The sequence below is a fragment of the Paenibacillus thailandensis genome (assembly GCF_042685365.1).
GTDB lineage: Bacteria > Bacillota > Bacilli > Paenibacillales > Paenibacillaceae > Paenibacillus_AP > Paenibacillus_AP thailandensis.
Genome location: NZ_JBHUMY010000016.1, coordinates 36,249 through 60,952, shown reverse-complemented (window position 1 = coordinate 60,952; position 24,704 = coordinate 36,249). Strand labels below are relative to the sequence as shown.

The following is a 24,704-nucleotide window of genomic DNA, read 5'->3' as shown; positions in this document are numbered from 1 at the left end:
GGGAGGAATTTCGGTCATGAATGTGTTGTTTGCGGTGTCGGAAGCGGTGCCTCTTGCCAAATCGGGAGGGCTTGCGGACGTCGCGGGATCGCTTCCGAAGGCGCTTGGCAGGCTCGGAGCGGACGTCAGGATCATGCTCCCGAAATATGAGGAGATCGACCCGGAGCTGATCCGGCAGTTCGAAACGGTTGCGGTCTTTAACGTTTCCTTCGGTTGGCGGAATCAATATTGCGGCGTGCTTAAAGGTTCGATCGACGGCATCGTTTATTATTTGATCGATAACGAGTTTTACTTCAAGCGCAGAGGCTTGTACGGCTACGGCGACGATCCGGAGCGGTTTGTCTTTTTTAGCGTGGCCGTCATGGAAGCCGTCCGCCGTTTGGAATGGGCGCCGGACATCGTCCACTGCCACGATTGGCAGACCGCGCTCATCCCTTATTTCCTGCATGCGCGTTATGCAAGCGATCCGGCATGGGCCGGGGCACGGACCGTCTTTACGATACATAATTTAAAATATCAGGGGATCGTTCCCATGCCGCTCTTGAAGGAGCTTATAGGGGGAGAAGGAACCGAGCTGGAGTTTTACGGAGCCGGAAGCTGCATGAAGGGCGGGCTGGTGTTCGCCGACAAAATTACGACCGTAAGCGAAACGTACGCTCGGGAAATCCAGACGGAATGGTACGGGGAAAGACTGGACCCTTTGCTCCGGCATCGCAGCGCCGATCTGCACGGCATCGTAAACGGCATAGACACGGATTTATACGACCCGATGAACGACGATGCGCTGCATACGCCTTACCGGAGCTCGCTTTCCCGCAAGCGCAAAAACAAGCTCGATTTGCAGAAGGAGCTGGGTTTGCCGCAATCCGAGACGACTCCGATGATCGGGATCGTGTCCAGACTCGTCGAGCAAAAAGGCTTCGATCTCATTCTCCATGTGCTCGACGAACTGCTGCAGGAAGACATTCAGCTGGTCGTGCTGGGCGCGGGCGAATACGTCTATGAGGAAGCGTTCAACCGGGCCGCTTTCGGCCATCCCGACAAGGTTAAAGTATGGCTCGGTTATAACGACCGGCTGGCGAGACTCATTTATGCGGCGGCCGACATGTATCTGATGCCGTCCAAGTTCGAACCGTGCGGGTTAAGCCAGCTGCTTGCATTCCGATACGGGGCGGTGCCGATCGTAAGGGAGACGGGAGGCTTGGCCGATACGGTCAAGCCGTTCAACGAGTTTACCGGCGAAGGGAACGGCTTCAGCTTTCGGAATTACAACGCGCATGACATGCTATATACGATTCGCAGAGCCCTCGGTTTTTACCGAAAAGACGGCGGAAAGACATGGGAGGGCATTGTCTTAAGCGGAACACAGGCCGATTTCAGCTGGGAGCGTTCGGCGTCAGCCTATTTGGCTGTTTACGAGAGCTTGTTGTCGCACCGAAAGGAGAAGATGCAATGGCCCGCCATCTCGTAATCGGCAACGGAAAAATGCTGTTAAACCTGGACGACCGCTGCTACATTCGCGATATTTATTATCCGTTCATCGGGCAGCTCAATCATGTCGGCGGACAATATTGCCGGCTCGGCGTCTGGGCGGATGGACGTTTCACATGGCTGCATGAGCCGGATTGGGATATCCGGCTCGATTACATTGAAGACTCGCTGGTTACGAATATTACGGCGCGGAACGACAGCCTCGGCATCGAGCTCGACATGAACGACGGCATTCATCAACGCGAATGCATCTATATCAAGCGGGTCGTGGCGCGCAATTTACGGGACGAGGCGAGAGAGTTCAAGCTGTTCTTCCATCAGGATTTAATGATCGACGGCACCGAGGTCGGCGATACCGCCGCTTATTATCCGGAGAACAACACCGTTTTCCATTACAAGCGCTCGAATTATTTCATGTTTAACGGATTTTCGGACGAAGGCGGCATCGCGCAATATTCGACCGGCATCAAAAGGTTTCATTCCGCGGAGGGCACCTGGCGCGACGCCGAGGACGGCATGCTGATGGGCAACACGATATCGCAAGGCTCCGTCGACAGCACGATCAGCTTTCGGACCGCGCTCCCGCCGCACGGCGAGAAAAGCATCTATTACTGGATGTCCGTCGGAAAGCATTTGGAAGAGGTCAAAACGTTAAACGCCTATGTCGCCGACAACCACCCGGAAAAGCTGCTGAGCCGGATGGTCATCTACTGGAAGCAATGGCTGCGGCGCGCGGAAACCGACTTCGGCAACCTTCCGGCCGAAGTCGTCCGCATGTTCAAGCACAGCCTGCTGATCGTCCGCACGCAGATTGACGAAGGCGGAGCGATATTGGCGGCGAACGACACCGATATTTTGCAGTACAATCGGGACCATTACAGCTATATGTGGCCGCGCGACGGAGCGCTTATTGCCGACGCGATGTCGCTGGCGGGCTATCAGAGCGTTATCTCCCCGTTTTTCCAGTTTTGCGCTTCCGCCTTGTCTCCGGACGGCTATTTGTACCACAAATACAATCCGGACGGCACGGTTGGCTCCAGCTGGCATCCTTATGTTGTTCAAGGGAGCCGGCGGCTTCCGATTCAGGAGGACGAAACGGCGCTCGTGCTGTTCGCTTTATGGCAGGATTACACGCGCAATCAAGTGATCGAGCTGCCGCAGTCGCTTTATACCAATCTGATCCGCAAAGCGGGATCGTTCTTGTGCGAATATATGGAGCCGGGGCTTCACCTTCCGAAACCAAGCTACGATTTATGGGAAGAGAGGTACGGGATCTGGACGTATACGGCGGCATCGGTATACGGCGGCTTGATGGCGGCTTCTTTTTTCACCGAGCTGTTCGGCGATTACGAGCGCAGCGACTACTTCCGCTCTACGGCCGACACGTTGAAGGAAGGCATTCTGACCCATTTATGGGATGAGGAAGCGGGGCGCTTCGCCCGGGGATTGGTTCAGAAGGACAACCGCTGGGTGAAAGACATGACGCTGGAGAGCAGCCTTTATTTCATCGTGGAGTTCGGGCTGCTTCCGGTAGACGATCCCCGCGTCGTCCGAACGATGGAGGCGATCAAGGAAGGGCTTAGCGTCAAAACGCATATCGGCGGCGTCGCCCGCTATACGAACGACTATTACTTCCAGCAGTCGGGCGAGATCGATAAAGTGCCGGGCAATCCGTGGATTATATGCACGTTATGGATGGCGGAGTACGAAATCGAATCGGCCGATACGGTCGAAGACCTGAAGCGGCCGCTCCGCACGCTGCAATGGGTCACGAAGCACGCGCTGCAAAGCGGCATGCTGCCCGAGCAGTTAAACCCGTACAGCGGCGAGCCGTTGTCCGTGGCGCCGCTCACTTGGTCTCACGCCACCTTCGTCCATGCGGTATGCAAATATGCGAAAAAATACAAGGAGCTGAGCCGCCGTCCCGAAGATTAAGCCGGTCAATGACCGCAAGTCATCGCTAACATACCGGATGAAACAACGGAAGGGAAGACGGAAAAGCAAAGGGAGCGGCTATAGAGTAGAAAAGCGTTTGAAAACCCTATACCCCCCCTTAGAACGGTGCTAGTTTGGGATACTACAAAGGTTAGCCGGGAAGATGCTCCGCGCTCGTTTCCTGCCGATAGGCGGAAGGCGATAACCCGGTCAGTTTCTTAAACACTTTACTGAAATATTTTTCGTCGTGAAACCCGACCATTTCGGCGATTTGGGCGATTTTCAGCTGAGGGTTCAGCATAAGCCTCTTTGCATGATCCATTCGAAGTTCCGTAATGAAGTCCGTTAAAGTAATGCCGTACTCCTGCTTAAACTTCCGCGATACGTATTCGCGGCTGACATGGAACCGGCCGGCAATATCCTGAAGCGACAAGTCCAACTGATAATGCTGCTTGATGTAAGCGACGATGTCGCCGATGGTCGTCGTTTCGTTTCCTTGAAGATCGTTGATGACGCGGGCGGTTTCATTCATCCACCGTTCGATTGCCGCTAGCCAATCTTCGCGCGAGAACCGGCCGCTTCCCGGATAAGGGAACGCGGCCGCGTCCTCCAGCCTGCTTCTGGCCGCTTCGGCCGCCGCGCCGAGCCGCTCCCGTAGCAACCGGTTCGTGAACAGTTCGATATCGGCCGTCCATTGGACAAGCCGGCGGGGGGTGACGCTTCGAACGCTATTGGCGGCATCCCGCCACCGTCCGCACGCTTCCGCGATTTGGCCGGCATGGCCGCTTACGATAGCCGTCCGCCAGTCTTCCTCCCAGTCGGCAAGCTGAAACGGATAACGCGAACCTTCGGCTGAAGGAGCCGGTTTCGGTTCATTCGCGGGACGATGGACAAAGAGGCCGGCATCAAGCACGTTCCGGTCCCATAAAGCGCCCGACGCTTGCGAATATTGCTCGGCCAGCCGCGCAGGGAAGTCGGCCGTTTCGCTTAAGCCGAAATGCATCCTTCTGCCTAAAGTCCGGTACAAGCCGTCATTGATTCGTCTGATCAGCGTCTCCAGCCGTTCGAAATCGCTCCAGACGAGAACGATCATGTCGGACGGTTCGCTCCAATACCGGAATGCGATGCCGCATCCGCTCTCCATGACGAACTCGTTGCAAATGTTGAGGATACAGTAATAAAGCAGCTCGCTGTCGTAGCCAAATCGCTTATACAGCTCTTCATCGCTGATGTCCGCCTGCAGCAAAGCGATTCGCGCTTTATCGATCGAGGGCGGGAGGACGCCTTCCTCCTGCAGGCGCCGGATGGCAGAATAGCTTTGCCCCGGCTCGTCGACGATGCCCGTCAGCAGCTTTTCGCTGTAGATCGGCTTCAGCTCGTTCAGTTGAATATTGTTTTTTTGGAGCGAAATTCTTCGCGCTTCCTCCTCGCGCCATTCCCGGACCGCTTTGGCTACGGCGGCGTTAATCGCGTCCGGCTCGATCGGCTTCAGCAAATAATCGATCCCGCCGTTTCGGACCGTTTGCCGGACGAAATCAAAATCGTTATGGCCGCTGACGACGATGAACTTGACGGTATTCGCGTTTTCGCTTACCCATGACATCAGGTCGATCCCGTTAAATTCCGGCATCATCATATCCATAATCACCACGGCCGGCTTCTCCGCTTCGATATACCGGACCGCCTCGCTGCCGTTCTCGGCCTCCGCGATATCCGAGATGCCGTGTTCCTCCCAATCGACGAGCAGCCTCACCGCTTTGCGCACGCGCGCTTCGTCGTCCACGATGAGCGCCTTCATCCTTCATCACGCTCCATTTTGTTCTGTAGGTTCATTCTCATTTCGATCCGAACGCCCTTCGGCTTTACGTTTTCGATCGACAAGCTCGCATCGGGCCCGTACACCATTTGCATCCGCTCGAGCACGTTGAGCAGGCCGATGCGGGAATCCGCCCCGTCTTGCGCCTTCTTCAGCTTTTGCTTCATGCTGCTTGTCGAGTCGTCGGAAGCGGGTTCCGTTTCCGGCGCGCCGCCGAATGCGTCCCCCCCGAACAGCCGCTGCGCCCGATTAGGCGCCTTGTCGTTCAGCTTAAGCGCGTAATGAAGCATGCGAATCCTTTCTTCCGGGATGCTTGTCCCGTTGTTTTCGACCGTGATCCGAATCTCGCTTTCGCGCATAACGGCGGTCAAAGACAGGAGCCCGGTCTGTTCCGCACGGTCCAGCCCGTGCTTGAAATAATTTTCGACTACCGGCTGGAGGATCATCCTCGGAACGGAAAGCTCCATGAGCGCGTCCTCCACATCGTAGCGGAATTCGAACCGGTTTTCAAACCGTTCCTTCTGCAGCTCGATATAAGCGTTCAGATGGGCCAGCTCCTCCCGCATCGTCGCCGTGGCGGCGTTGTCCATGCTGTAGCGCATCATTTTGGCCAGCGAGGAGAGCAGCGCGTATATTCGCGGCACATTCAGCTCCAGGGCAAGCGTGCCGATAATTTGCAGCGTGTTGTTCAAAAAATGCGGATTGATTTGCGCTTGCAGCGCTTTAAGCTGATTTGTCTTGCTGGCAAGCTCCAGCTTGTACTCGTTTACGATCAGATGATTGATCGTCCGCATCATCCTCCCGAATTGCTCGATGACGAGCCCGATTTCGCCTTTGCTCGACGGAATGACGTCGACGTTCAGATTGCCGGCCTGAACCTCGGACATGTAGCGGACCAGCTGCTTGATCGGCTTTGTCATCCGCACGGTGATCGCCACGGTAAGCGCAATGATGACGATAAGCGAAACCGCGAGCAGCAAAATATTGATCATCGCCGCTTCGTTCGCGCCCTTTGCAAGGTACGAGGTCGGAATTTGCTTGACGATCGTCCAATCGACAAGCTCCGAGTTCAGCCGCGAATAAACGAACAGCGAATCGTCCTGCTCGAAATAGCCGCTGTCCGTCAGCTGGCCGCTCCGCGAATCGTACCAGCCGGCGCGTATTTTTTCGCCCATCAGCCCGCTGTCGTCCGCATAAACGACGGTACCCTTTCCGTCGATGACATAAATATTTTCTTTGCTCTGATCGTATAGCTGCCGCAAGATGTCGATTAACGGATCCAGCTTCATATCGATCGACAAATACCCGAGCGTCTTGTCGAGCGGGACGGCCGTAATCCGGCGGTGCAGCGTAATGACCTGCTCGCTTTTTTGCTCCGGCTGCAGCGATTCGAAGCCGTACGTATGGCTCAGATGCGTCGGCTGAACCGTTACCGCGGAGCTGACCGTCTGTTCGACGGGCTCGGAGAAAGGATCGGCGTTCAGCATTCTCTTTGTATTGGAAATCTTCGTCACGATCGTCGCCAGCTTGCTTTTGCTTGCGTACAAGTATACCTGATGGGCATCGGGGATAGAGGAAGATATATAGTACAAAGCGGAATAGATTGCGCTGTTCGATACAAGATCCAAAGAGTCCGTTGACAACATGCGATAAAATTCGGGATCGGAATAAACGTTCAGCGAGCTTGCGTTCATATCGTCAAGCAAAGATCCGATATTGGTTTGGCCTTGGAAAAGCAGGCTTTCGTTTTCTTCCACCGCTCTTTCTTTCAGCGATTTAACGCTATAGGAATACGTCACGACCATGGTCGTGACGATCGGGATAATCGTCGCCAGCAATAAAAAAACGATGAGCTTGGTGCGTATGCTGCCCCAGTTCAAAACAGGCCGCCATCTCCTTTCGCCGATCAATATTTTGCACCTGCAAGGTCAAGCCTGTCGGTGTTTATTGCCATTAAACATTTGCATAATAAACATACAACAGAATTTCGGTAGAAAGAAAGGGGAGTTTTCCATGGGCGCAAGAAAAGCGTCGTCATGGCTCCAGCAGCTTGTGTTCGTTGGGCCTGTCGCTTTATTTTTCTTCGTTATTATGATTATCCCGTTTGTGCTTGGGATGTATTATTCGTTTACGGACTGGAACGGCGTGTCGGGCTCGGTCAAATGGGTCGGCTTCGACAATTTCAAACAAATTTTTGCGAATGACCCGGATTTTTGGGCTTCCTTCTGGTTTACCGTCCGGTTCACCGTCGTCGGCGTGCTGCTGACGAATCTGGTCGGCTTCTTTATTGCCTATATGCTGACCCAAAAGCTGAAGACGCGCAACGTGCTGCGGACGGTTTTCTTTATGCCGAACGTCATCGGCGGCTTGCTGCTTGGCTTTATATGGCAGTTTATTTTCGTCAAAGGCTTCGCCACCATGGGGGAAGTGACGGGCTGGTCCTTCTTCGAGCTGCCGTGGCTGGGCGACGCGACAACCGGCTTCTGGGGCATCGTGATCGTATTCGTCTGGCAAACCGCCGGGTATTTGATGGTCGTCTACATCTCCTCGCTAACGAACGTTTCGCGCGAAGTAATCGAAGCGGCGGAGATTGACGGAGCGAACCAGTTCCAAATTTTGAAGAGCATCATCTTGCCGCTTGTTATGCCGGCGGTTACGGTCTGCTTGTTCCTGGCGATATCCTGGGCGTTCAAAATGTTCGATCTGAACCTGTCGCTGACGAAAGGCGGGCCGTTTAAATCGACGGAGTCCGTCGCCCTAAACATTTATAACGAAGCGTTCCTGAACAACCGGTACGGTCTCGGAACGGCCAAATCGCTGCTCTTCTTCCTGGTGGTAGCCGCGGTCACCTTGATTCAGGTCCGTCTGACGAAGAGCAAGGAGGTTGAAGCTTAATGGATACCCGCAAATATTCCGGGAAGCTGTTCGCGGCGGAAATCGTCATGATTGTCGTCGGGCTGATATTTCTGGCGCCGTTCTACTTCCTGCTTGTCAATTCCGTCAAGAAGCTCGGGGACATTATGACGAACTCGGCCAGCTGGCCGACGTCGTTCCATTGGAGCAACTTCACGAAGGCGTGGAACTTGACCGATTTCCCGCACGTATTCCTGAACTCATTAATCATTACGGCAATCAGCGTCGCGCTTATCGCCTTGTTCGCCGCGATGGGCGCCTATCGGATGGTTCGGGCCAATACGCTACTGAATAAAATTTTGTTCTCCGTATTCGTGGCGGCCATGGTTATCCCGTTCCAATCGATCATGATCCCGCTGCTTCAAGTGGTCAGCACGCTTGGACTGAACAATTCGCAACTTGGACTCATCATTTGCAATATCGGTCTCGGCGCGTCGATGGCGCTTTTCCTGTTCCACGGTTTCGTCAAGTCGATTCCTTACGAGATCGAAGAAGCGGCTACGGTAGACGGATGCTCGCCGTACGGCGTGTTTTTCCGCATCGTGTTTCCGCTGCTGAAGCCGATGATGATGACAGTAATCATTCTGAACTGCCTGTGGATCTGGAACGACTATTTGCTGCCGTCCCTCATTCTGCAGAAGCCGTCCATGCATACGATTCCGCTGGCGACGTTCGCTTTCTTCGGGCAATACACGAAGCAGTGGGACATTGCGCTTCCCGCGCTTATTCTCGGCATTGCGCCGATCGTGATTTTCTTCCTGCTGCTTCAACGTTACATCGTCGAGGGAGTTGCAGCCGGATCGGTTAAAGGCTGACCAAGCCGTTATCCGCCTTGGCTGATTCCATATAAAGCTTTATCATTATTATTAAACTAGGGGGAAACAATCATGAGCAAAACGAAACTGTCTTTGTCGGCGCTTGTACTGGTGCTTGCGATGAGCATCGTGCTTTCCGCATGCGGCGGCGGCAATAAAGAAGGCAATGCGGCGTCGTCCGGCGACGAGGTGAAGACGGTAACCTTGTTCCAGTTCAAGACGGAAATCGTGGAAGGGCTGAATGAGCTTGCCGCGGAGTTCCAGAAGGAATATCCGAATATTAAAATCGACGTGCAGACGGTCGGCGGCGGCGCGGACTACGCGGCATCGCTGAAGACGAAATTCGCTTCGGGCGAGGCTCCGGACATTTTCTCGAACGGCGGATTCGCCGAGCTTGACCTGTGGCAGGACAAGCTGGAAGACTTGTCCGACCAGCCGTGGGTGAAAGATCTGGTGCCTCTTGCGGCCGAGCCGATGACCAAAAACGGCAAAATTTACGGCATGCCTCTGAACCTCGAAGGGTTCGGCTACATCTACAACAAAGACCTGTTTGCGAAAGCGGGCATTACCGAGCTTCCGAAGACGTACAGCCAGCTTGAAGACGCGGCCAAAAAGCTGCAAGCGGCAGGCATTACGCCGTTCGCCAACGCTTATCAGGAATGGTGGCTGATCGGCAACCAGGGCATCAGCGTCGCTTTTGCGCAGCAGGACAACCCGGACGAATTTATTAAAGGATTGAACGAAGGCACGGCTTCGATCGTCGGCAACGAGAAATTTAACGAATGGGCGAAGCTGATGAAGCTCACCGTCGATTACGGCAACAAAAATCCGCTGACGACGGATTACAACACGCAAGTGGCGATGTTCGCAAACGGCGAAGCCGCGATGATGCAAGAAGGCAACTGGGCGCAAACGGCGATCGACGCCATTTCGCCGGACATGAACATCGGCATTCTTCCGATGGCGATCGGCGAAGACCCGGCCGTTAACGACAAAATTAACGTAGGCATTCCGGAAAACCTCGTCGTCAACAAAGATTCCGACGTGAAGGAAGAAGCGAAGACGTTCCTGAACTGGCTTGTCACTTCCGACATCGGCAAGCAATACATTACGAAGGAATTTAAATTCATTCCGGCCTTGACGACAATCGAAGCGAATCCGGAAGACATGGGCGCAATCGGCACGGAAGTGTACAATTACGTGCAGGAAGGCAAAGTTCTCGGCCTGCAATCGTCCAAATTCCCGGATGGCGTAACGCAGGAATTCTCCAATGTCATTCAGCAATATATCGCCGGCAAGGTGGACGAACAAGGCTTCGCAACCGGCTTGCAAGCCGCTTGGGACAAGCTGAAGAAGCAATAAGAGCTTGGTTGAGAGGGAAACGGCAATATGTAGATAAGAAAGAGGCTCGCGGTTTATGGACCGGGAGCCTCTTTGCTTTTACCGGGCGAGTCGCCGGCGGGGCCGTCGTCCGCGATGCCCGGATACGGAAGCGGCCTTCGGTATTGCCGGATATGCTTGATGCGCGATTCGGCCGTATGCCGCATTCCGTTTCCCGCTTGGATGATAGAGGAGGCGCTGACGGCAATAATGCGGATGCCGCCTACGCATATGCGGGGGCTATGGTTGTAGCGCCCGATGCTGACGTCGAGGCCCGCTTCGGCGACGGGATCCCGGAGCACGGGGAGAGGGCGGTCGAATATGTCGTACGCCTCGAAATAAACGTCGCCTTTGCCGCGAAGCGTCTCGCGCTGAAGGGCGAGACCTCTCAGCACCGGAGTCGCTTCCGCATGGTCCCCGAGCTGAAGAATGGACGACAGCGAAATATCGATGATCGAGATGCATCCGACCTCGGCCGTGCGGATCGGATATTCGTTTTCCGGCGCAGGGTTTATCCTTCCGTCCATCGGAATCCTACCCTCCGCTTCGCGGCTCGCCTTCGGACGATTCGGCGCCTTCAGGCTCCGGAAACGGCGCGAGCGGCCCGACGACGATCGACTCCGGCGGAGTATCGAACATGGAGTATAAGGTGACGTAATCGTTATCCCCGACCTGAAGCAAGGAAGAGGAGGCCACGCCCAAAACTTCAATATCGCCTACGCACAGCGTATAGTTGTGAACTTCGAAACGGATCACGAAACGTCGCCTCCCTTGACCGTGCTGCCGGCAAGCTGGCTTAAATATTGCCGCATGGCGGCTTCCGCGTCGCGAATCGTTTTGGCGGTTACGGACGCGATAAGCGAATCTCCTTCGCCTGCCTCCTTTGGCCCATCCGCTTCGCCCGTTCTCGCTTGAGTCACGTAATATTTAATGCGGGCCGGCACTTGCTTTCGTATGTCTTCGATAATAATGCGGCGATGGAATGGATCGAGCTCAAGATTCATCTCCCGCTCCATTCCAATGAGGCGTTCCGGCGCTTCCTCGTTGAAATACGTATCGAGATTGGCGCGGATTTCCGGGAACGGCGCTCCGGGGACGGTAATCGTCGACTCGGCGGCGGGGAAAACATTGACCGGAGCGGCGGAAAGCTGGTCGATGTCATAGGCTGCCGAAGCGCCGTCTCCCGGCGGCGTCATTCCGATATTGAGCGTTCCTTCAAGCTTCTGCACCTTCAATTGGTCGAAATGATATTCCAGACGGTCAATATGATAAAGCGGCCCGGAACCGGCTTGCGCGAGCCGTTCCTCCAATTCGGCCACCTGTTTCTTCAAACATTCAAGCTCCTCCTGCTGCGCGATGAGGCGCTTCTGCACCTCCATCGACCAGACTTGCCAAGGAGACGGCGGAGACGGATACGGCATAATGCCATCAGACCTCCCAGAAGTTTTCGGTTATCAGGTCGGATTCGGCAGCGGCACGAAGGACAGGGGGCTTTCGCCCCCCAGCATCGGAGCGGGCCCCGCGAATCCTCCCGTATTGTATAGCTGAGACAAGGACCGGATGGAGCCTGCGCTGCCGACCTGCAGCACGGAGCTGTTCGACACGCTTTCGACGCGAAGCTGATGAATTGTAATCGTCTGATGAATCGTCCAGCTCATAATACGTTGGCTCCTTGCCCAACCACTTCGTTCGTGCTGTCTTGCAGATCGTCGTCAAGCGTGCTCGTCGCGCTGACCGCATTGTTCGAATTCGTCAGGCTGCCGGTCAGGAAGGAGCCGGAGCCCGCATACGTCTTGGAGTTGCTGGAAGGCGAAAGCTGCAGCGCATCGCCGAACTGTACGATCGAGCTTGCGCCGGTACTGACGATTTTGACGAATCCGACGATTGAAGGCATCCTCATCACCCTTTGCCAGAATAGAAAAAAAGAGAACCGCATCCTCCTGCGGCTTCCGCGGCACGGAATGACGGCGAAGCCGTTTGGGCTCGCTTTGCCGCGTACCGCTCATGCTACCAATGTATGCGGCAAACGCCCACAGGTTCCGCGGCCGGCTTAATTCAAGCGCCGTCGGTCTTAGCCCGGCGAAGCGGGCTCCGGCAGTGCCCAGCCTGTTATGACCGGCATATATTAACATGTATAGGCAAAGGGCGGTGTGAACGAATGGCGTCGAAATGGGATGAGTTGGAGCGGTGGATGGAGGGACAGAAGCTGCCGAAAGGCTTTGAGGTGCTGCGCGAGCCCGACTGGGTGGAGCAATTCGTGCGCAAGCTGATGACGAAAGCTCTCCCCGACGCGGCAGGCGTGATGCCGGGCCCGCCTCCGTCCGTCTCGACGTTCGAAACGCATCATTTTGTAATCGTTAAATTCAAGCTGCCGCCGGGCACCCGGCAACAGGATTTGCAGCTGCTCGTCAAATCGGACAAAGTGAAAATACAGGGGCTGCCCGAAGGGAAAACCGAAACGGTGAAGCTGCCGGCCCCCGTACTTCCCCGCAAATGCCGGGCGCTTGCGAAGGACGGCATTTTGCAGATTAAGCTTCGCAAACGTTTGAACGGAAACAAATATATTGCCGCGGATATCCGATGGGAGTAGAACTGGCTAATATTACCTCCATCCCTTATAATGATGGGGATGGACGTTTATATTCCAAGGGAGTGTATAAGGTGACGGCAGTCGACGTAAGCAACGTATCCGCGGATTTGTTTATTTTGGGCGTCGTATTTATTTTGCTTGTTTTCGGACTACTCAGCCTGGGAATACTCCGGATGTTTCAACAGCGGTACCGTGCGGGGTGGATTTCTTTTGTTTTTGCGGTCGTCAGCTTTATAGTCTTTATGTGGGTTTTGAACCGCTGGTACGCTTGAACAAGCCCAGCCGGACCGATTCGGATATCCAGACGGGGGGAAGCGGGAGTCATTATGTGGCAGCAGATATGGTTTGTCGTCAATTGTTTGTTCGTCGCTTCGCTGATTGCGTTTCTGTTCGCGCAGCGCATGCTTGCGGATGCCCGGCGGGAAGACGCGCATAACCGGCCCCGCCTTGCCCGGATCAACCGGGGGCGGATTGCGCTCGGCATCGCGAGCGCCGTTCTGTTCGTGCTCATGTCGGCAAGCTTTCTCATCAACATGCGCGTGAACGGTTAACCGAAGGAAGCAAGGAAGGCTCTCTCATTGACGGGAGTCTTTTTTTTCGGCACAATAGATTTATAACTGAAGAAGGAACGCGACAAAAGCCGAAAACGCGAATCCTGCCATACGCATGACGGCAAGGAGGTGCTTATACATTGCGTACGACGGAAGAAATCGTAAACCAGCTCGCGGCGCAAGGGCTGCGCATAACCGACCAGCGGAGAACGCTCGCCAAGCTGTTCGTGGAAACGCCGGGATATATCGCTCCGAAGGAAGTATACGACTATATGGGGAAATCGTATTCCGGGCTGAGCTTTGATACGGTATACCGCAATTTGCGCATTATGGAGGAGCTTGGCGTCCTGGAGCAGGTCGTCTTCGAGGATGGGGTCAAGTTCAAGCTCCATTGCCGCGAGCACGATCATCACCATCACCTCATTTGCCTCCAATGCGGCAAAACTTATCCGATCAAGCATTGCCCGATGGACCAGACGCTGATTCCGGACCAATTCAAGGTCATCCGGCACAAGTTCGAAGTGTTCGGCTACTGCGGCGATTGCGAGGTCGAACAATCGGAGGGAACGGCCCGATGAGCGGACCGCTTAAAGCGAGGCGGATTTTGCAGGCGCCGGTTCATCTGTACCGCAAAGCGATATCGCCGCTTAAGCCGCCTACGTGCCGCTTCTATCCGACCTGCTCGGCATACGCGCTCGAGGCGCTGGAGAAGCACGGCGCGCTGAAGGGATCGTGGCTCGCCGCCAAGCGGATTGCCCGGTGTCATCCGTTCCATCCCGGAGGGTTCGATCCGGTTCCTCCGGTGCCGGAAACCGGAAGCGGAGCGGGCCGGGCCCGTTCTTGACAAGGGACGGCCGAATTCGATATATTGGAAGAAATATCACGTCCGATGAACGGATAAGTACAATGCGTTAGCCTATTTCAGAGAGCCGGGCAAGGTGCAAGCCGGTATAGGCGGCCGTTGGAAGATGGTCCTGGAGGCACGGCCTTCGAGCTCCATGCGAAGCGGCATGGCTGCAAGGAGTCTGCGCGGGCGCCGGCGTTAGCGGCGCGAGCCGTTAGAAAGCGGCGCACGAAGCTGTTGCGATGCGGATCGTTCATCCGGTCACGTATTGCGGCAGGAATTTGGGTGGTACCACGTGAGTATAAGCTCTCGTCCCATATTGGGCGAGAGCTTTTTGGCGTTTTCAGCCGAATTTTTAAATAAGGAAAGGATGTTTTGACGATGACGAACAAAGAGCGCTCCTTTTACATTACGACGCCGATTTATTATCCGAGCGACAAGCTGCATATCGGCCATGCGTATACGACGGTTGCAGGCGACGCGATGGCGCGCTATAAGCGGCTGCGGGGCTATAACGTGCTTTATTTGACGGGAACCGACGAGCACGGGCAAAAAATCGAGCGCAAGGCGAAGGAGAAGGGTCAGACGCCGCAGCAATTCGTGGACGAAATCGTGTCGGGCATCCAAGATTTGTGGAGAAAGCTCGAAATATCGAACGACGATTTCATCCGTACGACGGAAGACCGCCACAAGCGGGTTGTCGAGCGGATTTTCGACCGGCTGGTGAAGCAGGACGATATTTACAAGGGCACGTACGAAGGCTGGTACTGTACGCCGTGCGAATCGTTTTTCCTTGAGCGCCAGCTTGTGGACGGCAATTGTCCGGACTGCGGGCGCCCGGTCGAGCTCGTCAAAGAGGAAAGCTACTTCTTCCGGATGAGCAAATACGCCGACCGGCTGCTGCAATACTACGAGGAAAATCCGGATTTCATTCAGCCGGAATCCCGCAAAAACGAAATGATCAACAATTTCATCAAGCCGGGGCTTGAAGATTTGGCCGTATCGCGCACGACGTTCGATTGGGGGGTCAAAGTTCCGGGCGATCCGAAGCACGTCGTCTACGTTTGGATCGACGCTTTGTCCAACTACATCACCGCGCTTGGCTACGGCGACGAGAGCGGCGAGTCCAAATTCGACGCGTTCTGGCCGGCGGACGTTCATCTTGTCGGCAAGGAAATCGTGCGGTTCCATACGATTTATTGGCCGATTATGCTCATGGCGCTCGGATTGCCGCTGCCGAAAAAAGTGTTCGCGCACGGCTGGCTGCTGATGAAGGACGGCAAAATGTCGAAATCGAAGGGCAACGTCGTCGACCCGGTCATGCTGATCGACCGTTACGGGCTGGACGCCGTCCGCTATTACTTGCTGCGCGAAGTTCCGTTCGGCTCCGACGGGACGTTTACGCCGGAAAACTTCGTCGAGCGGATCAACTTCGACCTAGCGAACGATTTGGGCAACCTGCTTAACCGGACCGTCGCCATGATCGACAAATATTTCGAAGGCGAGATTCCGGCCTATGAAGGACGGGTGACTCCGTTTGACGAGCCGCTTGAAACGTTTGCGCAAGAGACGATCGCGCAAGTGGAAGCCGCGATGGAAAACATGGAGTTTTCCGTGGCGCTGGCCGCCATCTGGCAATTCGTCAGCCGCACGAACAAATATATCGACGAGACGCAGCCATGGCAGCTTGCCAAGGACGAAGCGAAACGCGGCGAATTGGCGTCGGTCATGTACCATTTGGCGGAATCGCTCCGCATCGTTTCCATCGTTCTGCAGCCGTTCCTGACCCATGCGCCTGCAGGCATTTGGACGCAGCTCGGAATTAGCGCAGGCGAACTGACGGAATGGGAAAGCGCGAAGCGGTTCGGCTTGCTGCCGGGCGGCACGAAGGTCAGTAAAGAAGCCCCCTTGTTCCCGCGTCTGGAAGCCGCGGAAGAAGCGGCTTATATCGCAAACGCGATGGGAGCGGGTTCGGCCCAGCCGGCATCGGCCGCAAGGTCAGGAGAGGAGCCGAAAGGAGACGGGCAGCCGGGTCCTGCGCCATCGGGCATTGCGGAAATCGGGATCGAAGATTTCGCGAAGGTGGAGCTGCGCGTCGCCCAGGTTATCGCCGCGGAGCCGATCAAAAAAGCCGACAAGCTGCTGAAGCTTCAGCTTGATCTCGGGTACGAGCAGCGGCAGGTCGTTTCCGGCATCGCCCAATATTATACGCCCGAGCAGATGGTCGGCCGCAAAGTCATTTGCGTGACGAACCTGAAGCCGGTGAAGCTGCGGGGCGAGCTGTCGCAAGGCATGATTCTGGCCGCGTCGCACGACGGGCAGCTGACGCTTGCTACCGTGCCGGACGTTATGCCGAACGGCGCGATCGTAAAATAAAAAAGCATGAACCTCCGGTAACGTGCTAAGGCACGATTCCGGAGGTTTTGTATTGACAGCCCGGGAGCCCATCCCTATAATCGTAATAGTAACGATTACGAAAAAGGATGGGGAAATGACAGTGACGAATGGAATGACTATACGGCGTGCGGCCGGATTCGCTGCGGCCGTTGCTTTGATTCTGGTGCTTGCCGCTTGCGGCGGCGGAGCCGGCAGCAAGCTGGCCGAAGGGAAAACCAATGTGGTAACCAGCTTTTATCCTTTATATTATTTTGCATCCGAAATCGGCGGCGACGAGGTCAATGTCGTCAATCTGGTGCCGGCCGGCGTCGAGCCGCACGACTGGACGCCCAAGAGCCAAGATATCGAAACTGCGTCGAACGCCGATTTGTTCCTCTATAACGGAGCCGGGTTCGAAAGCTGGGCCGATAACTTTTTGCAAGGCATATCGAAGGACAGCACCGTCAAAACGGCCGTTATAAGCGACGGCATCGAGCTGCTGGAGGGCGAAGGGGAAGAACACGAGGAACACGGGGAAGAACACGAGGAGCACGGGGAAGAAGAAGGGCACGAGCATGACAGTCACGTGGATCCCCATACGTGGGTCAGCCCCAAATCGGCACTTATTATGGCCGAAAACGTAAAAAACGCGCTTGTTGAAGCGGATGCGGCGCATAAGGACGTATACGAAGCGAACTACGCCGATTTGAAGCAGCGGCTGGAGGAACTGGACGCCCGGTACGAAACGGAGCTTGCCGGCGTAACCCGCAAAGATATCGTCGTATCCCATCAGGCTTTCAGCTATTTGGCGAGAGACTACGGCTTGAATCAAGTCGCCATTATGGGATTGTCGCCGGATGCCGAGCCGAGGGCCCAGGATCTGATGAACGTCGTAAAGTTTGTAAAAGATAACGATGTGCAGTATATTTTCTTTGAAGAGCTCGTTTCCGACCAATTGGCAAAGACGCTGGCGGACGAAGCGGGCGTGGAGACGCTTGTGCTTAATCCGGTCGAAGGCTTGACGCAGGAACAGGAGAAGGAAGGCAAGGACTTCATATCGATTATGAATGAAAATTTGGATCATTTGCTTCAAGCTTTGAAGTAATGCGAGGAGAGAATCGTAGATGGAACAACATAGCGGTGGCGTTCTCGAACGAGGCGCGGATTGCCATCAGGACGTCATATCGCTGGAAAACGTGTCTTTTTCCTATCAAGGGCAACGGCAGGTTATCGACGGCTTGAACCTTACGGTCAAGGAACGCGATTTCGTCGGACTGATCGGCTCCAACGGCGCGGGCAAAACGACGCTGATGCGAATCATCGTCGGACTGCTGAAGCCGGACGGCGGGTCCGTTCGGCTGTTCGGACAGCCGATCGCCGAATTTAAAGATTGGAACCGGGTCGGTTATGTGCCGCAAAAAAACTCGTTTAACCCGCTATTTCCCGCCACCGTGCGGGAAGTTGTCATGTCCGGGCTGTACGGGCGGAGCAAGCTGTTCCGCCGGCTGACCAAAGCCGATTATCAAAAAGGCGAAGACGCCATGCACGCAATGGGCATCGAGGAACTGTCGGCGAAGCGCATCGGCCAGCTTTCGGGCGGGCAGCAGCAGCGCGTTTTTTTGGCTCGGGCGCTTATCAACAATCCGTCCCTGCTCATTCTTGACGAGCCGACGGTCGGCATCGATACGGAGACGCAGGAAAGCTTCTTCCATATGATCAAGCATATGCATCAGCATCATAACATAACGTTTCTCATGGTATCGCACGATTTGGACATGATTCGGTCTTATTTGGGAGAGCGGCCGGCGTCGGAATACGGCAAGCTTAAATTTTATTTGAAGCATTCGCATGATTTGCAGGACTGCGTCGAAAGCGACTTGACGCACAGCTTGCGCGGGCTTCGACAGCAAATGGAGAGCAGGAAAGAGGTTGTTGAGGTTGGAAATTTTAGGTAGCGAGTTTTTTCAACGGGCGCTTGCGGGCGGGCTGCTGATCGGCATTACGGCTCCGCTCATCGGATTTTTTCTTGTGCTGCGCCGGTTGTCCATGATCGGAGACGCCTTGTCGCACGTGTCGATCGCCGGCGTTGCGCTCGGCTTTTTGACCGGCTTATATCCGATGGCCGCGGGGCTGCTGTTTGCGATTGCGGCTTCTTTTGCGATCGAGAAGCTGCGCAAGGCGTATAAATCGTACGCGGAGCTGTCCATCGCCATCATTATGTCGGGCGGCGTGGGCCTCGCCTCGATTTTGTTTACGCTGGACAGAGGGTTCAGCGTCAGCATCGACAGCTATTTGTTCGGAAGCATCTATACGCTCAGCGCTTCGGATTTAACGACGATCGCCGTCGTTACCGCGGTCATCCTGATCGTAATCCGTTCGCAAATCAAAGAGCTGTTTCTGCTTACGTTTGACGAAGATGCGGCTGCGGTATCGGGGTTGCCCGTCCGGTTTTATAATGTTATGATTAGCGTGCTTACGGCTTTAGTGATTAGCGTGTCCATCAAAATCGTAGGGGCGCTGCTCGTTTCCGCATTGTTAACCATTCCGGCGGCCTGCGGGCTTCTCGTAGGGCGCAGCTTCAGGCAAAGCATCGTTTGGGTCGTCGTCATCGGCGAGTTCGCGGTGATCGCCGGCTTGATCGTTGCGGGGGTATGGAATTTGGCCCCGGGCGGCACGATCGTGATGCTGCTAATTGCCTTTCTGCTGTTAATGCTTGCGGTCAAACGCGGAATGAAGACGAGCGGCTAGCCCGTCAAGCGGGGTGTCATTCGGATTGGAACAAATCAATATATGGCTGGCGCTCGGCGCCGGCTTTGCTTCTTTTATTTCGCCGTGCTGCCTTCCCCTGTATCCTTCCTATTTATCCTACATAACCGGCATTTCCGTATCCGATATCCAAAATAACCGGCATGTGCGCGAAATGAGGGCGAGGACGATGTCCCATACCTTGTTTTTTATATTGGGCTTTTGCACGGTGTACTACACGCTCGGATACGGCACGAACGTTTTTGCCGAATTTTTCGACCAATACGCAGATCTGATCCGCATGTTGTCCGCCATTCTCATCGTTCTGATGGGGTTGTTTCTGATTGGCGTATTTAAGCCGCAGCTTCTCATGAAGGAGCGGAGGATGCCGATCGACCCGAACAAAAGGACCGGCTATATCGGTTCCTTCATCTTCGGCGTCGGTTTCTCGGCCGGCTGGACGCCTTGCATCGGGCCGGCTCTCACGGCCATTCTCGCGCTGGCGGCTTCTTCGCCGGGCACGTGGTTTCAGCTTACGACCGCTTACGCGCTTGGCTTTGCGGTGCCGTTTTTTATATTGGCTTTTTTTATCGGCTCGGCCCGGTGGCTGCTCCGTTATTCGGAAGCGATGATGAAAATCGGCGGAGCCGTCATGATCGCGATGGGTTTTCTATTGTTCACGGACCGGATGACGTCGATCACCGTATGGCTTAACACGGTAACGCCGGACTGGCTGAAGTTCTAACCCCGGTTAGGCTTCGGCCGGTTTTGCGTCTTCGTTCAAGTGAAATACTCTATTTTTGAATCGGGAAAATGATCGAAAATGCGCTCCGAAATAAACATCCGCAACGCGTGGGCTTGCTCGTCGGGGTAAACGTATTTGCCTTGACCCCATCGCCCCCACTTATATTTGCGTTTTTCCATGTCCATCTCCAGCTTTGTCTTCGGATATCTGCGTTCAATAACGTTTTTGGCCGTTTTCGTAAAGCGGTGCTGGATGAGCTCGAAGGTCAGGTCATGTCTGGCATCCTGCGGCATCGCTTTGTCCAGCGCCGCGAGCAGCTCCGCGTAGCCTTCCTCCCAGCCCTCGTGCCAAATGATGGGCGCAATAATAAAGCCCGTCGGGTAGCCGGCTTTCGCCACCTTTGCGGCGGCTTCGATCCGCTGTTCGAAACGGGAAGTCGACGGTTCGAAATGTTTGATGACATATTTGCTGTTGACGCTGAAGCGGATGCGCGTATGCCCTTTATGCGCCGCGTCCAGCAGCGAATCGACATGATGAAATTTCGTAACGAACCGAAGCCTGCCGAACTTTTGTTCCCCCATAAATTCGATCAGCTCCCGGAGGCTGCCCGTAATCGGTTCGAGACCGACGGGGTCGGAGGTGCAAGCGGCCTCGAACCGGGTAATTTCGGGCGAGCGCTCGTCGATATAGCGCTGCGCGGCCTCCATGATCTCGTCGATGTTGACGTACACGCGAATGTACGGCTTGGCGCCAAGCGTCGTCTGCAAATAGCAATAATGGCAATGACCCATGCAGCCGGTCGCAATCGGAATGGCGTATTCGGCCGAAGGCTTGGACGTATCGAATTTTAACGTTTTGCGAAGTCCGACGACAAGCGTACGTTTTGCGATTTTGTATTGCTCAAGCTCGGAATCTCCGGGCAGGTCGGTGATCCGGTTATGGGACGTCGTCATCCGGAATGGAATGCCCTGCCGTTTAACCCATTCGAAAATACGCTCGCCTTTCGGATAGTTAAGCGCGTTCGGTTCGAAATATACAAGCTCGGGAACGAAGGACAAATCGTCTCGTCTCCCGCTTTTCGGCGCTTTCGGTTCCGTAGTCGCAGTCGTCATATTTAGACCTCCCGGTTCGGTGAATTAACGTTAGTATGCAATATCGCTACGCCGTTCAAACCCGGATAAATAATGGCGGGGTCCGCCTTTTTACGTTTGCGGAACGGAGGAAAAGTTGCAGGCCGCAACCGGAAAAGTGTATGATAGAAAGAGTGACGCCGAGGATTAGTGGTGATAGTGTACAGGTTAGGAGGTCCTTCAATGCCGACGCCGAGCATGGAAGACTACTTGGAACGAATTTATAAGCTTATCGACGAGAAAGGTTACGCGCGCGTTTCCGACATTGCTGAAGGCCTTGAGGTTCATCCGTCATCCGTGACGAAAATGATTCAAAAGCTTGACAAAGATAACTACCTGATCTACGAAAAATACAGGGGACTTGTCCTGACCAATAAAGGGAAGAAGATGGGGAAGCGGCTTGTTGACCGCCATCAGCTTCTGGAATCGTTTCTTGGGTTGATTGGGGTGCAGGAGGAAAATATTTATCGCGACGTCGAAGGAATTGAGCATCACTTGAGCTGGGATTCCATTACGTGCATCGAGACGCTCGTTGAATATTTCCGCCGGGAGCCGTCAAGAGCGGCCGAGCTTCAGCGGATTCGGGCGGAGCTTGAAACGGAATAGCGATAAATTCGAAATCCAATAGCGGCTTTAAACGCAATATAAGCCCGGTTATAAGGTTCAGCGCCTTATAGCCGGGCTTATTTGCGTTATAGGCCAAATTTGCGCCTCGCCGGTACAGCTTAAGTTTCTCGGCAAGTTTAGTGATAGCGCGGAAGGTCGTCGTCGTCCTTGCCGCCTTCAATGACGCGGAACGGAACCGTCTTCGAACGCGGCCGGCTGCTTTGTCTGGCGGAGCTTGCCGGCTGCTTCGGCTTGGCCGTGCGCGTATGGTTCCGCGCCCGTCCGGGAGGGAACTTGTAGAGAAGAAATATGATCCCTACGACAGCGACCGGCATCACAAACGACCATGGCGACAATATCGCGACATTAACCACTCCGATGACAAGAAGCGCCAGTATGATTAAGGAAGCGGCGTTAAAGCGGCCTTTGCCCAGTTTCATCGTCGATCCCATCCCTTCAAGTAAATGGTTTTAAGCGCTGCCCAGCTGGCGGTCAAGCTCGCGCATCCGGTTGAACGAAGCGATGGATACGGCCACTTGATCGTCGGTCGGTTCCTTCGTTGTCAGCAGCTGAAGCCATAGCCCGGGGTAGCCGAGATACCGGAGCACGGGAATGTCCCGCAGCGAATTCGTCAAACGAAGCACTTCGTAGGAGACGCCGAGCACGACAGGCAGGAGCAGCAGGCGGATATACACTCTTTCCCATATGGAATCCCATTCAAAGATCGGCATCGAATAAAGCAGCACCCCGACGATAACGGTGAAGACGATAAAGCTGCTGCCGCACCGGTAATGGAGCCGGCTATACTTCTGGACGTTCTCGACCGTCAGCTCCTCGCCCGCTTCGTAGGCGCTGATCACTTTATGCTCGGCGCCGTGGTATTGGAAAAGCCGCTTGATGATCGGAGTTAACGACATCGCGTACAAATAGCCGAGAAGCAAAATCAATTTAATAAGGCCTTCAAGCAAATTATGCCCAAAAATGCTGTCAAACATATTTTTGAACAGCCAGTCCTCGAGCATCGCGGGAACGGCCGTCAGCACGATTTTGCCGAACAGGAACGACAATACGCCGGCCACCGCGACGCCAACGATCATGCTCAGGCTCCAACCTTTCTCCTGCTTGGGCTTCGCGTCGGCCTTCGGCTCTTCGTCGCCGGCTTCGTCGTCCGCGTAAGCTTCGACGGAGAAATTCAAATGGGCGGAGCCTTTGGCGCTTGAATCGATAATGCCGATAATGCCGCGGATGAACGGGATTTTGCGGAGGCTTCGTCCCCAGCGCGCGGGGGTGCGGGGCACCTCGAAAAACTCGATTTCGTCGTTTTTGCGGCGAATGGCCGTCACGTTCACGTGTTTGCCCGCAAACATGACTCCTTCAATAACCGCTTGGCCGCCGTATATGCTAGTGGTTGATTGCGGCAAATGTGTCACCTTCCTCTAGGTTGATTCGCGAAGCGAACAAGTCGCAAGTTTTGTTTCTATTGTACTTGATTCATGGATGAATTGCCAACGAGAGGCACAGTTCCGCGGTTACGGTCCGTACTTTTTTCGCATACTGAAGGAAAGGATTTCAGCAGCTACAAAAGAGACGGGGTGCGTTTGAATGAAGGACGATAACGAAAGAAAAGAGATGGAGCGCAGCGGCGGGCATGGCGGCGACCGGCATGAAGGAAGACGCAATCGCACGAGGCCCGAATACGGCAAACCGAACACGAACGTAGGGGCTTACGGTTTGCAGGTCGGATTTTTTGCCGGCTTGATCTGGGGCGTCGTGAATTGGGTATGCTATCAGCTGAATTTGACGGCGGTCGTCCCGGGTTTTATTATCGAACCGTTTTTTCTGTCCTCGTTTTTGAAAACATGGACGGGAATAGCCGTCGGCATCGGCGGCTTTATCGTTTTTTCGATCGTCGCGACCTTTATTTACTACTTTCTATTGGGCAAAATTCGGGGACCTTGGGCGGGCATCGCGTACGGACTCGTCTGGTGGGCGGTTTTGTTCGTGGCGGCAGGTCCCGTTCTGCAAATGGTCAAGCCCGTAACGCTTATCGGCTGGGATACGTTGACGACCGAATTGTGCTTGTTTGCGCTATGGGGATTGTTCATCGGCTATACGATCGCCTATGAGTTTACGGACGAAGCTTCCCGCGAGCCGATTCATGCCCGATAGCGCAGCTTGGGAACCGTTTGCGGAAACCGCCGGCGAAACGATCGGCTAACCGGGCGGCGTTGGCACTTCTCAAGAGACGTGCAGTTGTGGTAAAATGGCAATTGATCTTTGGGCTGCCGCATTTTTTGCCGTTTGGAGGTGATTATATGAGGAATATCATCGTTCTGAACGGTCCGAACTTGAATATGCTCGGCATACGGGAACCCGGCGTTTACGGCACGGATACGCTGGCGTCGATCGAAGAGCGGCTTCGCCATCAGGCTGCCGAGCTGGGCATCGGCATCGAATTTTTTCAGTCCAACCACGAAGGTGCACTAATCGATCGTATACATAGCGCATACGGCAAGGCGGACGGCATCCTGATTAACCCGGGGGCGCTGACCCACTACAGCTATGCGCTGCGGGATGCGCTGAGCACGGTTGCGCTGCCCGTCGTGGAAGTACATATGTCCAATATTCATAAAAGAGAGTCGTTTCGGCATGTGTCCGTTATCGCGCCGGTTGCGGTCGGCCAGATCGCGGGCTTTGGCGCAAAAAGCTACGAGCTCGGCCTTGCGGCTCTCGTAAGCACATTGCCTCCGATCTCTTAACGGTCCGG

Annotated in this window: 28 protein-coding genes; 18 read left to right on the top strand and 10 right to left on the bottom strand. The window is 54.9% G+C overall.

The window, feature by feature from the left end:
• Nucleotides 1-16 precede the first annotated feature (16 nt).
• The gene (gene glgA / locus ACFSW5_RS15275; RefSeq protein ID WP_379274698.1) at nt 17-1,471 is read left to right on the top strand and encodes a glycogen synthase GlgA; all 1,455 of its coding nucleotides are present in this window, start codon (nt 17-19) and stop codon (nt 1,469-1,471) included.
• The gene (locus tag ACFSW5_RS15270) at nt 1,453-3,426 is read left to right on the top strand and encodes a glycoside hydrolase family 15 protein (protein WP_379274696.1); all 1,974 of its coding nucleotides are present in this window, start codon (nt 1,453-1,455) and stop codon (nt 3,424-3,426) included. The genes glgA and ACFSW5_RS15270 overlap by 19 nt, the downstream gene beginning before the upstream one ends.
• Nucleotides 3,427-3,577: 151 nt before the next feature.
• Here ACFSW5_RS15270 and ACFSW5_RS15265 read toward each other — a convergent pair whose 3' ends face one another.
• On the bottom strand, nt 3,578-5,224 hold the full coding sequence (locus ACFSW5_RS15265; RefSeq protein ID WP_379274694.1) for a response regulator transcription factor: 1,647 nt from the start codon (nt 5,222-5,224) through the stop codon (nt 3,578-3,580).
• Nucleotides 5,221-7,122 carry a cache domain-containing sensor histidine kinase gene (locus ACFSW5_RS15260; RefSeq protein WP_379274691.1) on the bottom strand — a complete coding sequence of 634 codons (1,902 nt, stop codon included), beginning with the start codon at nt 7,120-7,122 and terminating at the stop codon, nt 5,221-5,223. The genes ACFSW5_RS15265 and ACFSW5_RS15260 overlap by 4 nt, the downstream gene beginning before the upstream one ends.
• A 133-nt stretch (nt 7,123-7,255) precedes the next feature.
• On the opposite strand from ACFSW5_RS15260, the gene ACFSW5_RS15255 reads away from it, so the two are divergent.
• The 3 genes from ACFSW5_RS15255 (at nt 7,256) to ACFSW5_RS15245 (ending at nt 10,332) form a co-directional block, all read left to right on the top strand.
• On the top strand, nt 7,256-8,137 hold the full coding sequence (locus ACFSW5_RS15255) for a carbohydrate ABC transporter permease (RefSeq protein ID WP_379274689.1): 882 nt from the start codon (nt 7,256-7,258) through the stop codon (nt 8,135-8,137).
• Nucleotides 8,137-8,970: a carbohydrate ABC transporter permease gene (locus ACFSW5_RS15250; protein ID WP_379274687.1), complete on the top strand. Its 834-nt coding sequence runs from the start codon at nt 8,137-8,139 to the stop codon at nt 8,968-8,970. Before ACFSW5_RS15255 ends, ACFSW5_RS15250 begins: the two co-directional genes overlap by 1 nt.
• Before the next feature lie 72 nt (nt 8,971-9,042).
• Nucleotides 9,043-10,332 carry an ABC transporter substrate-binding protein gene (locus ACFSW5_RS15245; protein WP_379274684.1) on the top strand — a complete coding sequence of 430 codons (1,290 nt, stop codon included), beginning with the start codon at nt 9,043-9,045 and terminating at the stop codon, nt 10,330-10,332.
• A gap of 53 nt (nt 10,333-10,385) precedes the next feature.
• On the opposite strand, the gene ACFSW5_RS15240 is transcribed toward ACFSW5_RS15245, so the two are convergent.
• From ACFSW5_RS15240 to ACFSW5_RS15220, 5 genes are read right to left on the bottom strand one after another with little or no spacing between them, the layout of a single operon-like run.
• The gene (locus tag ACFSW5_RS15240) at nt 10,386-10,877 is read right to left on the bottom strand and encodes a spore germination protein GerPE (RefSeq protein ID WP_379274681.1); all 492 of its coding nucleotides are present in this window, start codon (nt 10,875-10,877) and stop codon (nt 10,386-10,388) included.
• A gap of 7 nt (nt 10,878-10,884) precedes the next feature.
• Nucleotides 10,885-11,106 carry a hypothetical protein gene (locus ACFSW5_RS15235; protein WP_379274679.1) on the bottom strand — a complete coding sequence of 74 codons (222 nt, stop codon included), beginning with the start codon at nt 11,104-11,106 and terminating at the stop codon, nt 10,885-10,887.
• Nucleotides 11,103-11,771: a spore germination protein GerPC gene (gerPC, locus tag ACFSW5_RS15230; RefSeq protein ID WP_379274677.1), complete on the bottom strand. Its 669-nt coding sequence runs from the start codon at nt 11,769-11,771 to the stop codon at nt 11,103-11,105. The genes ACFSW5_RS15235 and gerPC overlap by 4 nt, the downstream gene beginning before the upstream one ends.
• Before the next feature lie 33 nt (nt 11,772-11,804).
• On the bottom strand, nt 11,805-12,008 hold the full coding sequence (locus ACFSW5_RS15225; protein WP_379274675.1) for a spore germination protein GerPB: 204 nt from the start codon (nt 12,006-12,008) through the stop codon (nt 11,805-11,807).
• The gene (locus ACFSW5_RS15220) at nt 12,005-12,244 is read right to left on the bottom strand and encodes a spore germination protein (RefSeq protein WP_379274673.1); all 240 of its coding nucleotides are present in this window, start codon (nt 12,242-12,244) and stop codon (nt 12,005-12,007) included. Before ACFSW5_RS15220 ends, ACFSW5_RS15225 begins: the two co-directional genes overlap by 4 nt.
• A gap of 264 nt (nt 12,245-12,508) precedes the next feature.
• On the opposite strand from ACFSW5_RS15220, the gene ACFSW5_RS15215 reads away from it, so the two are divergent.
• From ACFSW5_RS15215 to ACFSW5_RS15170, 10 genes are all read left to right on the top strand, one after another.
• Nucleotides 12,509-12,940, top strand: coding sequence for an Hsp20/alpha crystallin family protein (locus ACFSW5_RS15215; protein ID WP_379274671.1), 432 nt, complete (start codon nt 12,509-12,511; stop codon nt 12,938-12,940).
• 71 nt (nt 12,941-13,011) lie between these two features.
• Nucleotides 13,012-13,212 carry a hypothetical protein gene (locus ACFSW5_RS15210; protein ID WP_379274669.1) on the top strand — a complete coding sequence of 67 codons (201 nt, stop codon included), beginning with the start codon at nt 13,012-13,014 and terminating at the stop codon, nt 13,210-13,212.
• Nucleotides 13,213-13,266: 54 nt separating this feature from the next.
• Nucleotides 13,267-13,491, top strand: coding sequence for a hypothetical protein (locus tag ACFSW5_RS15205; RefSeq protein WP_379274667.1), 225 nt, complete (start codon nt 13,267-13,269; stop codon nt 13,489-13,491).
• 140 nt (nt 13,492-13,631) lie between these two features.
• Nucleotides 13,632-14,069: a Fur family transcriptional regulator gene (locus ACFSW5_RS15200; RefSeq protein ID WP_379274665.1), complete on the top strand. Its 438-nt coding sequence runs from the start codon at nt 13,632-13,634 to the stop codon at nt 14,067-14,069.
• Nucleotides 14,066-14,335, top strand: a complete 270-nt coding sequence (gene yidD, locus ACFSW5_RS15195) for a membrane protein insertion efficiency factor YidD (protein ID WP_379274663.1) — start codon at nt 14,066-14,068, stop codon at nt 14,333-14,335. The genes ACFSW5_RS15200 and yidD overlap by 4 nt, the downstream gene beginning before the upstream one ends.
• A gap of 381 nt (nt 14,336-14,716) precedes the next feature.
• Nucleotides 14,717-16,711 carry a methionine--tRNA ligase gene (gene metG, locus ACFSW5_RS15190; protein ID WP_379274661.1) on the top strand — a complete coding sequence of 665 codons (1,995 nt, stop codon included), beginning with the start codon at nt 14,717-14,719 and terminating at the stop codon, nt 16,709-16,711.
• A gap of 115 nt (nt 16,712-16,826) precedes the next feature.
• Nucleotides 16,827-17,816, top strand: a complete 990-nt coding sequence (locus ACFSW5_RS15185) for a metal ABC transporter solute-binding protein, Zn/Mn family (RefSeq protein ID WP_379274659.1) — start codon at nt 16,827-16,829, stop codon at nt 17,814-17,816.
• A 19-nt stretch (nt 17,817-17,835) separates the two neighbouring features.
• Nucleotides 17,836-18,666 carry a metal ABC transporter ATP-binding protein gene (locus ACFSW5_RS15180; RefSeq protein ID WP_379274656.1) on the top strand — a complete coding sequence of 277 codons (831 nt, stop codon included), beginning with the start codon at nt 17,836-17,838 and terminating at the stop codon, nt 18,664-18,666.
• Nucleotides 18,650-19,459, top strand: coding sequence for a metal ABC transporter permease (locus ACFSW5_RS15175; protein ID WP_379274654.1), 810 nt, complete (start codon nt 18,650-18,652; stop codon nt 19,457-19,459). Before ACFSW5_RS15180 ends, ACFSW5_RS15175 begins: the two co-directional genes overlap by 17 nt.
• A 25-nt stretch (nt 19,460-19,484) precedes the next feature.
• Nucleotides 19,485-20,201, top strand: coding sequence for a cytochrome c biogenesis CcdA family protein (locus ACFSW5_RS15170; protein WP_379274652.1), 717 nt, complete (start codon nt 19,485-19,487; stop codon nt 20,199-20,201).
• A gap of 35 nt (nt 20,202-20,236) precedes the next feature.
• Here the strand turns inward: ACFSW5_RS15170 and splB are convergent, their stop codons facing one another.
• Nucleotides 20,237-21,313 carry a spore photoproduct lyase gene (gene splB, locus ACFSW5_RS15165; RefSeq protein WP_379274649.1) on the bottom strand — a complete coding sequence of 359 codons (1,077 nt, stop codon included), beginning with the start codon at nt 21,311-21,313 and terminating at the stop codon, nt 20,237-20,239.
• Between the two features lie 201 nt (nt 21,314-21,514).
• Between splB and mntR the strand changes: the two genes are divergently transcribed.
• Nucleotides 21,515-21,937 carry a transcriptional regulator MntR gene (gene mntR, locus ACFSW5_RS15160; RefSeq protein WP_379274647.1) on the top strand — a complete coding sequence of 141 codons (423 nt, stop codon included), beginning with the start codon at nt 21,515-21,517 and terminating at the stop codon, nt 21,935-21,937.
• 137 nt (nt 21,938-22,074) lie between these two features.
• On the opposite strand, the gene ACFSW5_RS15155 is transcribed toward mntR, so the two are convergent.
• Together ACFSW5_RS15155 and ACFSW5_RS15150 are read right to left on the bottom strand one after the other, a co-directional pair.
• Entirely contained in the window at nt 22,075-22,377 is a 303-nt protein-coding gene (locus ACFSW5_RS15155; protein ID WP_379274645.1) for a hypothetical protein, read from the bottom strand.
• 30 nt (nt 22,378-22,407) lie between these two features.
• Complete coding sequence (locus ACFSW5_RS15150; RefSeq protein WP_379274642.1) at nt 22,408-23,358, bottom strand: DUF1385 domain-containing protein; 951 nt, start codon at nt 23,356-23,358, stop codon at nt 22,408-22,410.
• 181 nt (nt 23,359-23,539) lie between these two features.
• On the opposite strand from ACFSW5_RS15150, the gene ACFSW5_RS15145 reads away from it, so the two are divergent.
• Nucleotides 23,540-24,106 (top strand): YqhR family membrane protein, encoded by a 567-nt coding sequence (locus ACFSW5_RS15145; RefSeq protein ID WP_379274640.1) that lies wholly within the window; start codon nt 23,540-23,542, stop codon nt 24,104-24,106.
• Nucleotides 24,107-24,252: 146 nt separating this feature from the next.
• On the top strand, nt 24,253-24,696 hold the full coding sequence (gene aroQ / locus ACFSW5_RS15140) for a type II 3-dehydroquinate dehydratase (protein ID WP_379274638.1): 444 nt from the start codon (nt 24,253-24,255) through the stop codon (nt 24,694-24,696).
• Nucleotides 24,697-24,704: the final 8 nt, after the last annotated feature.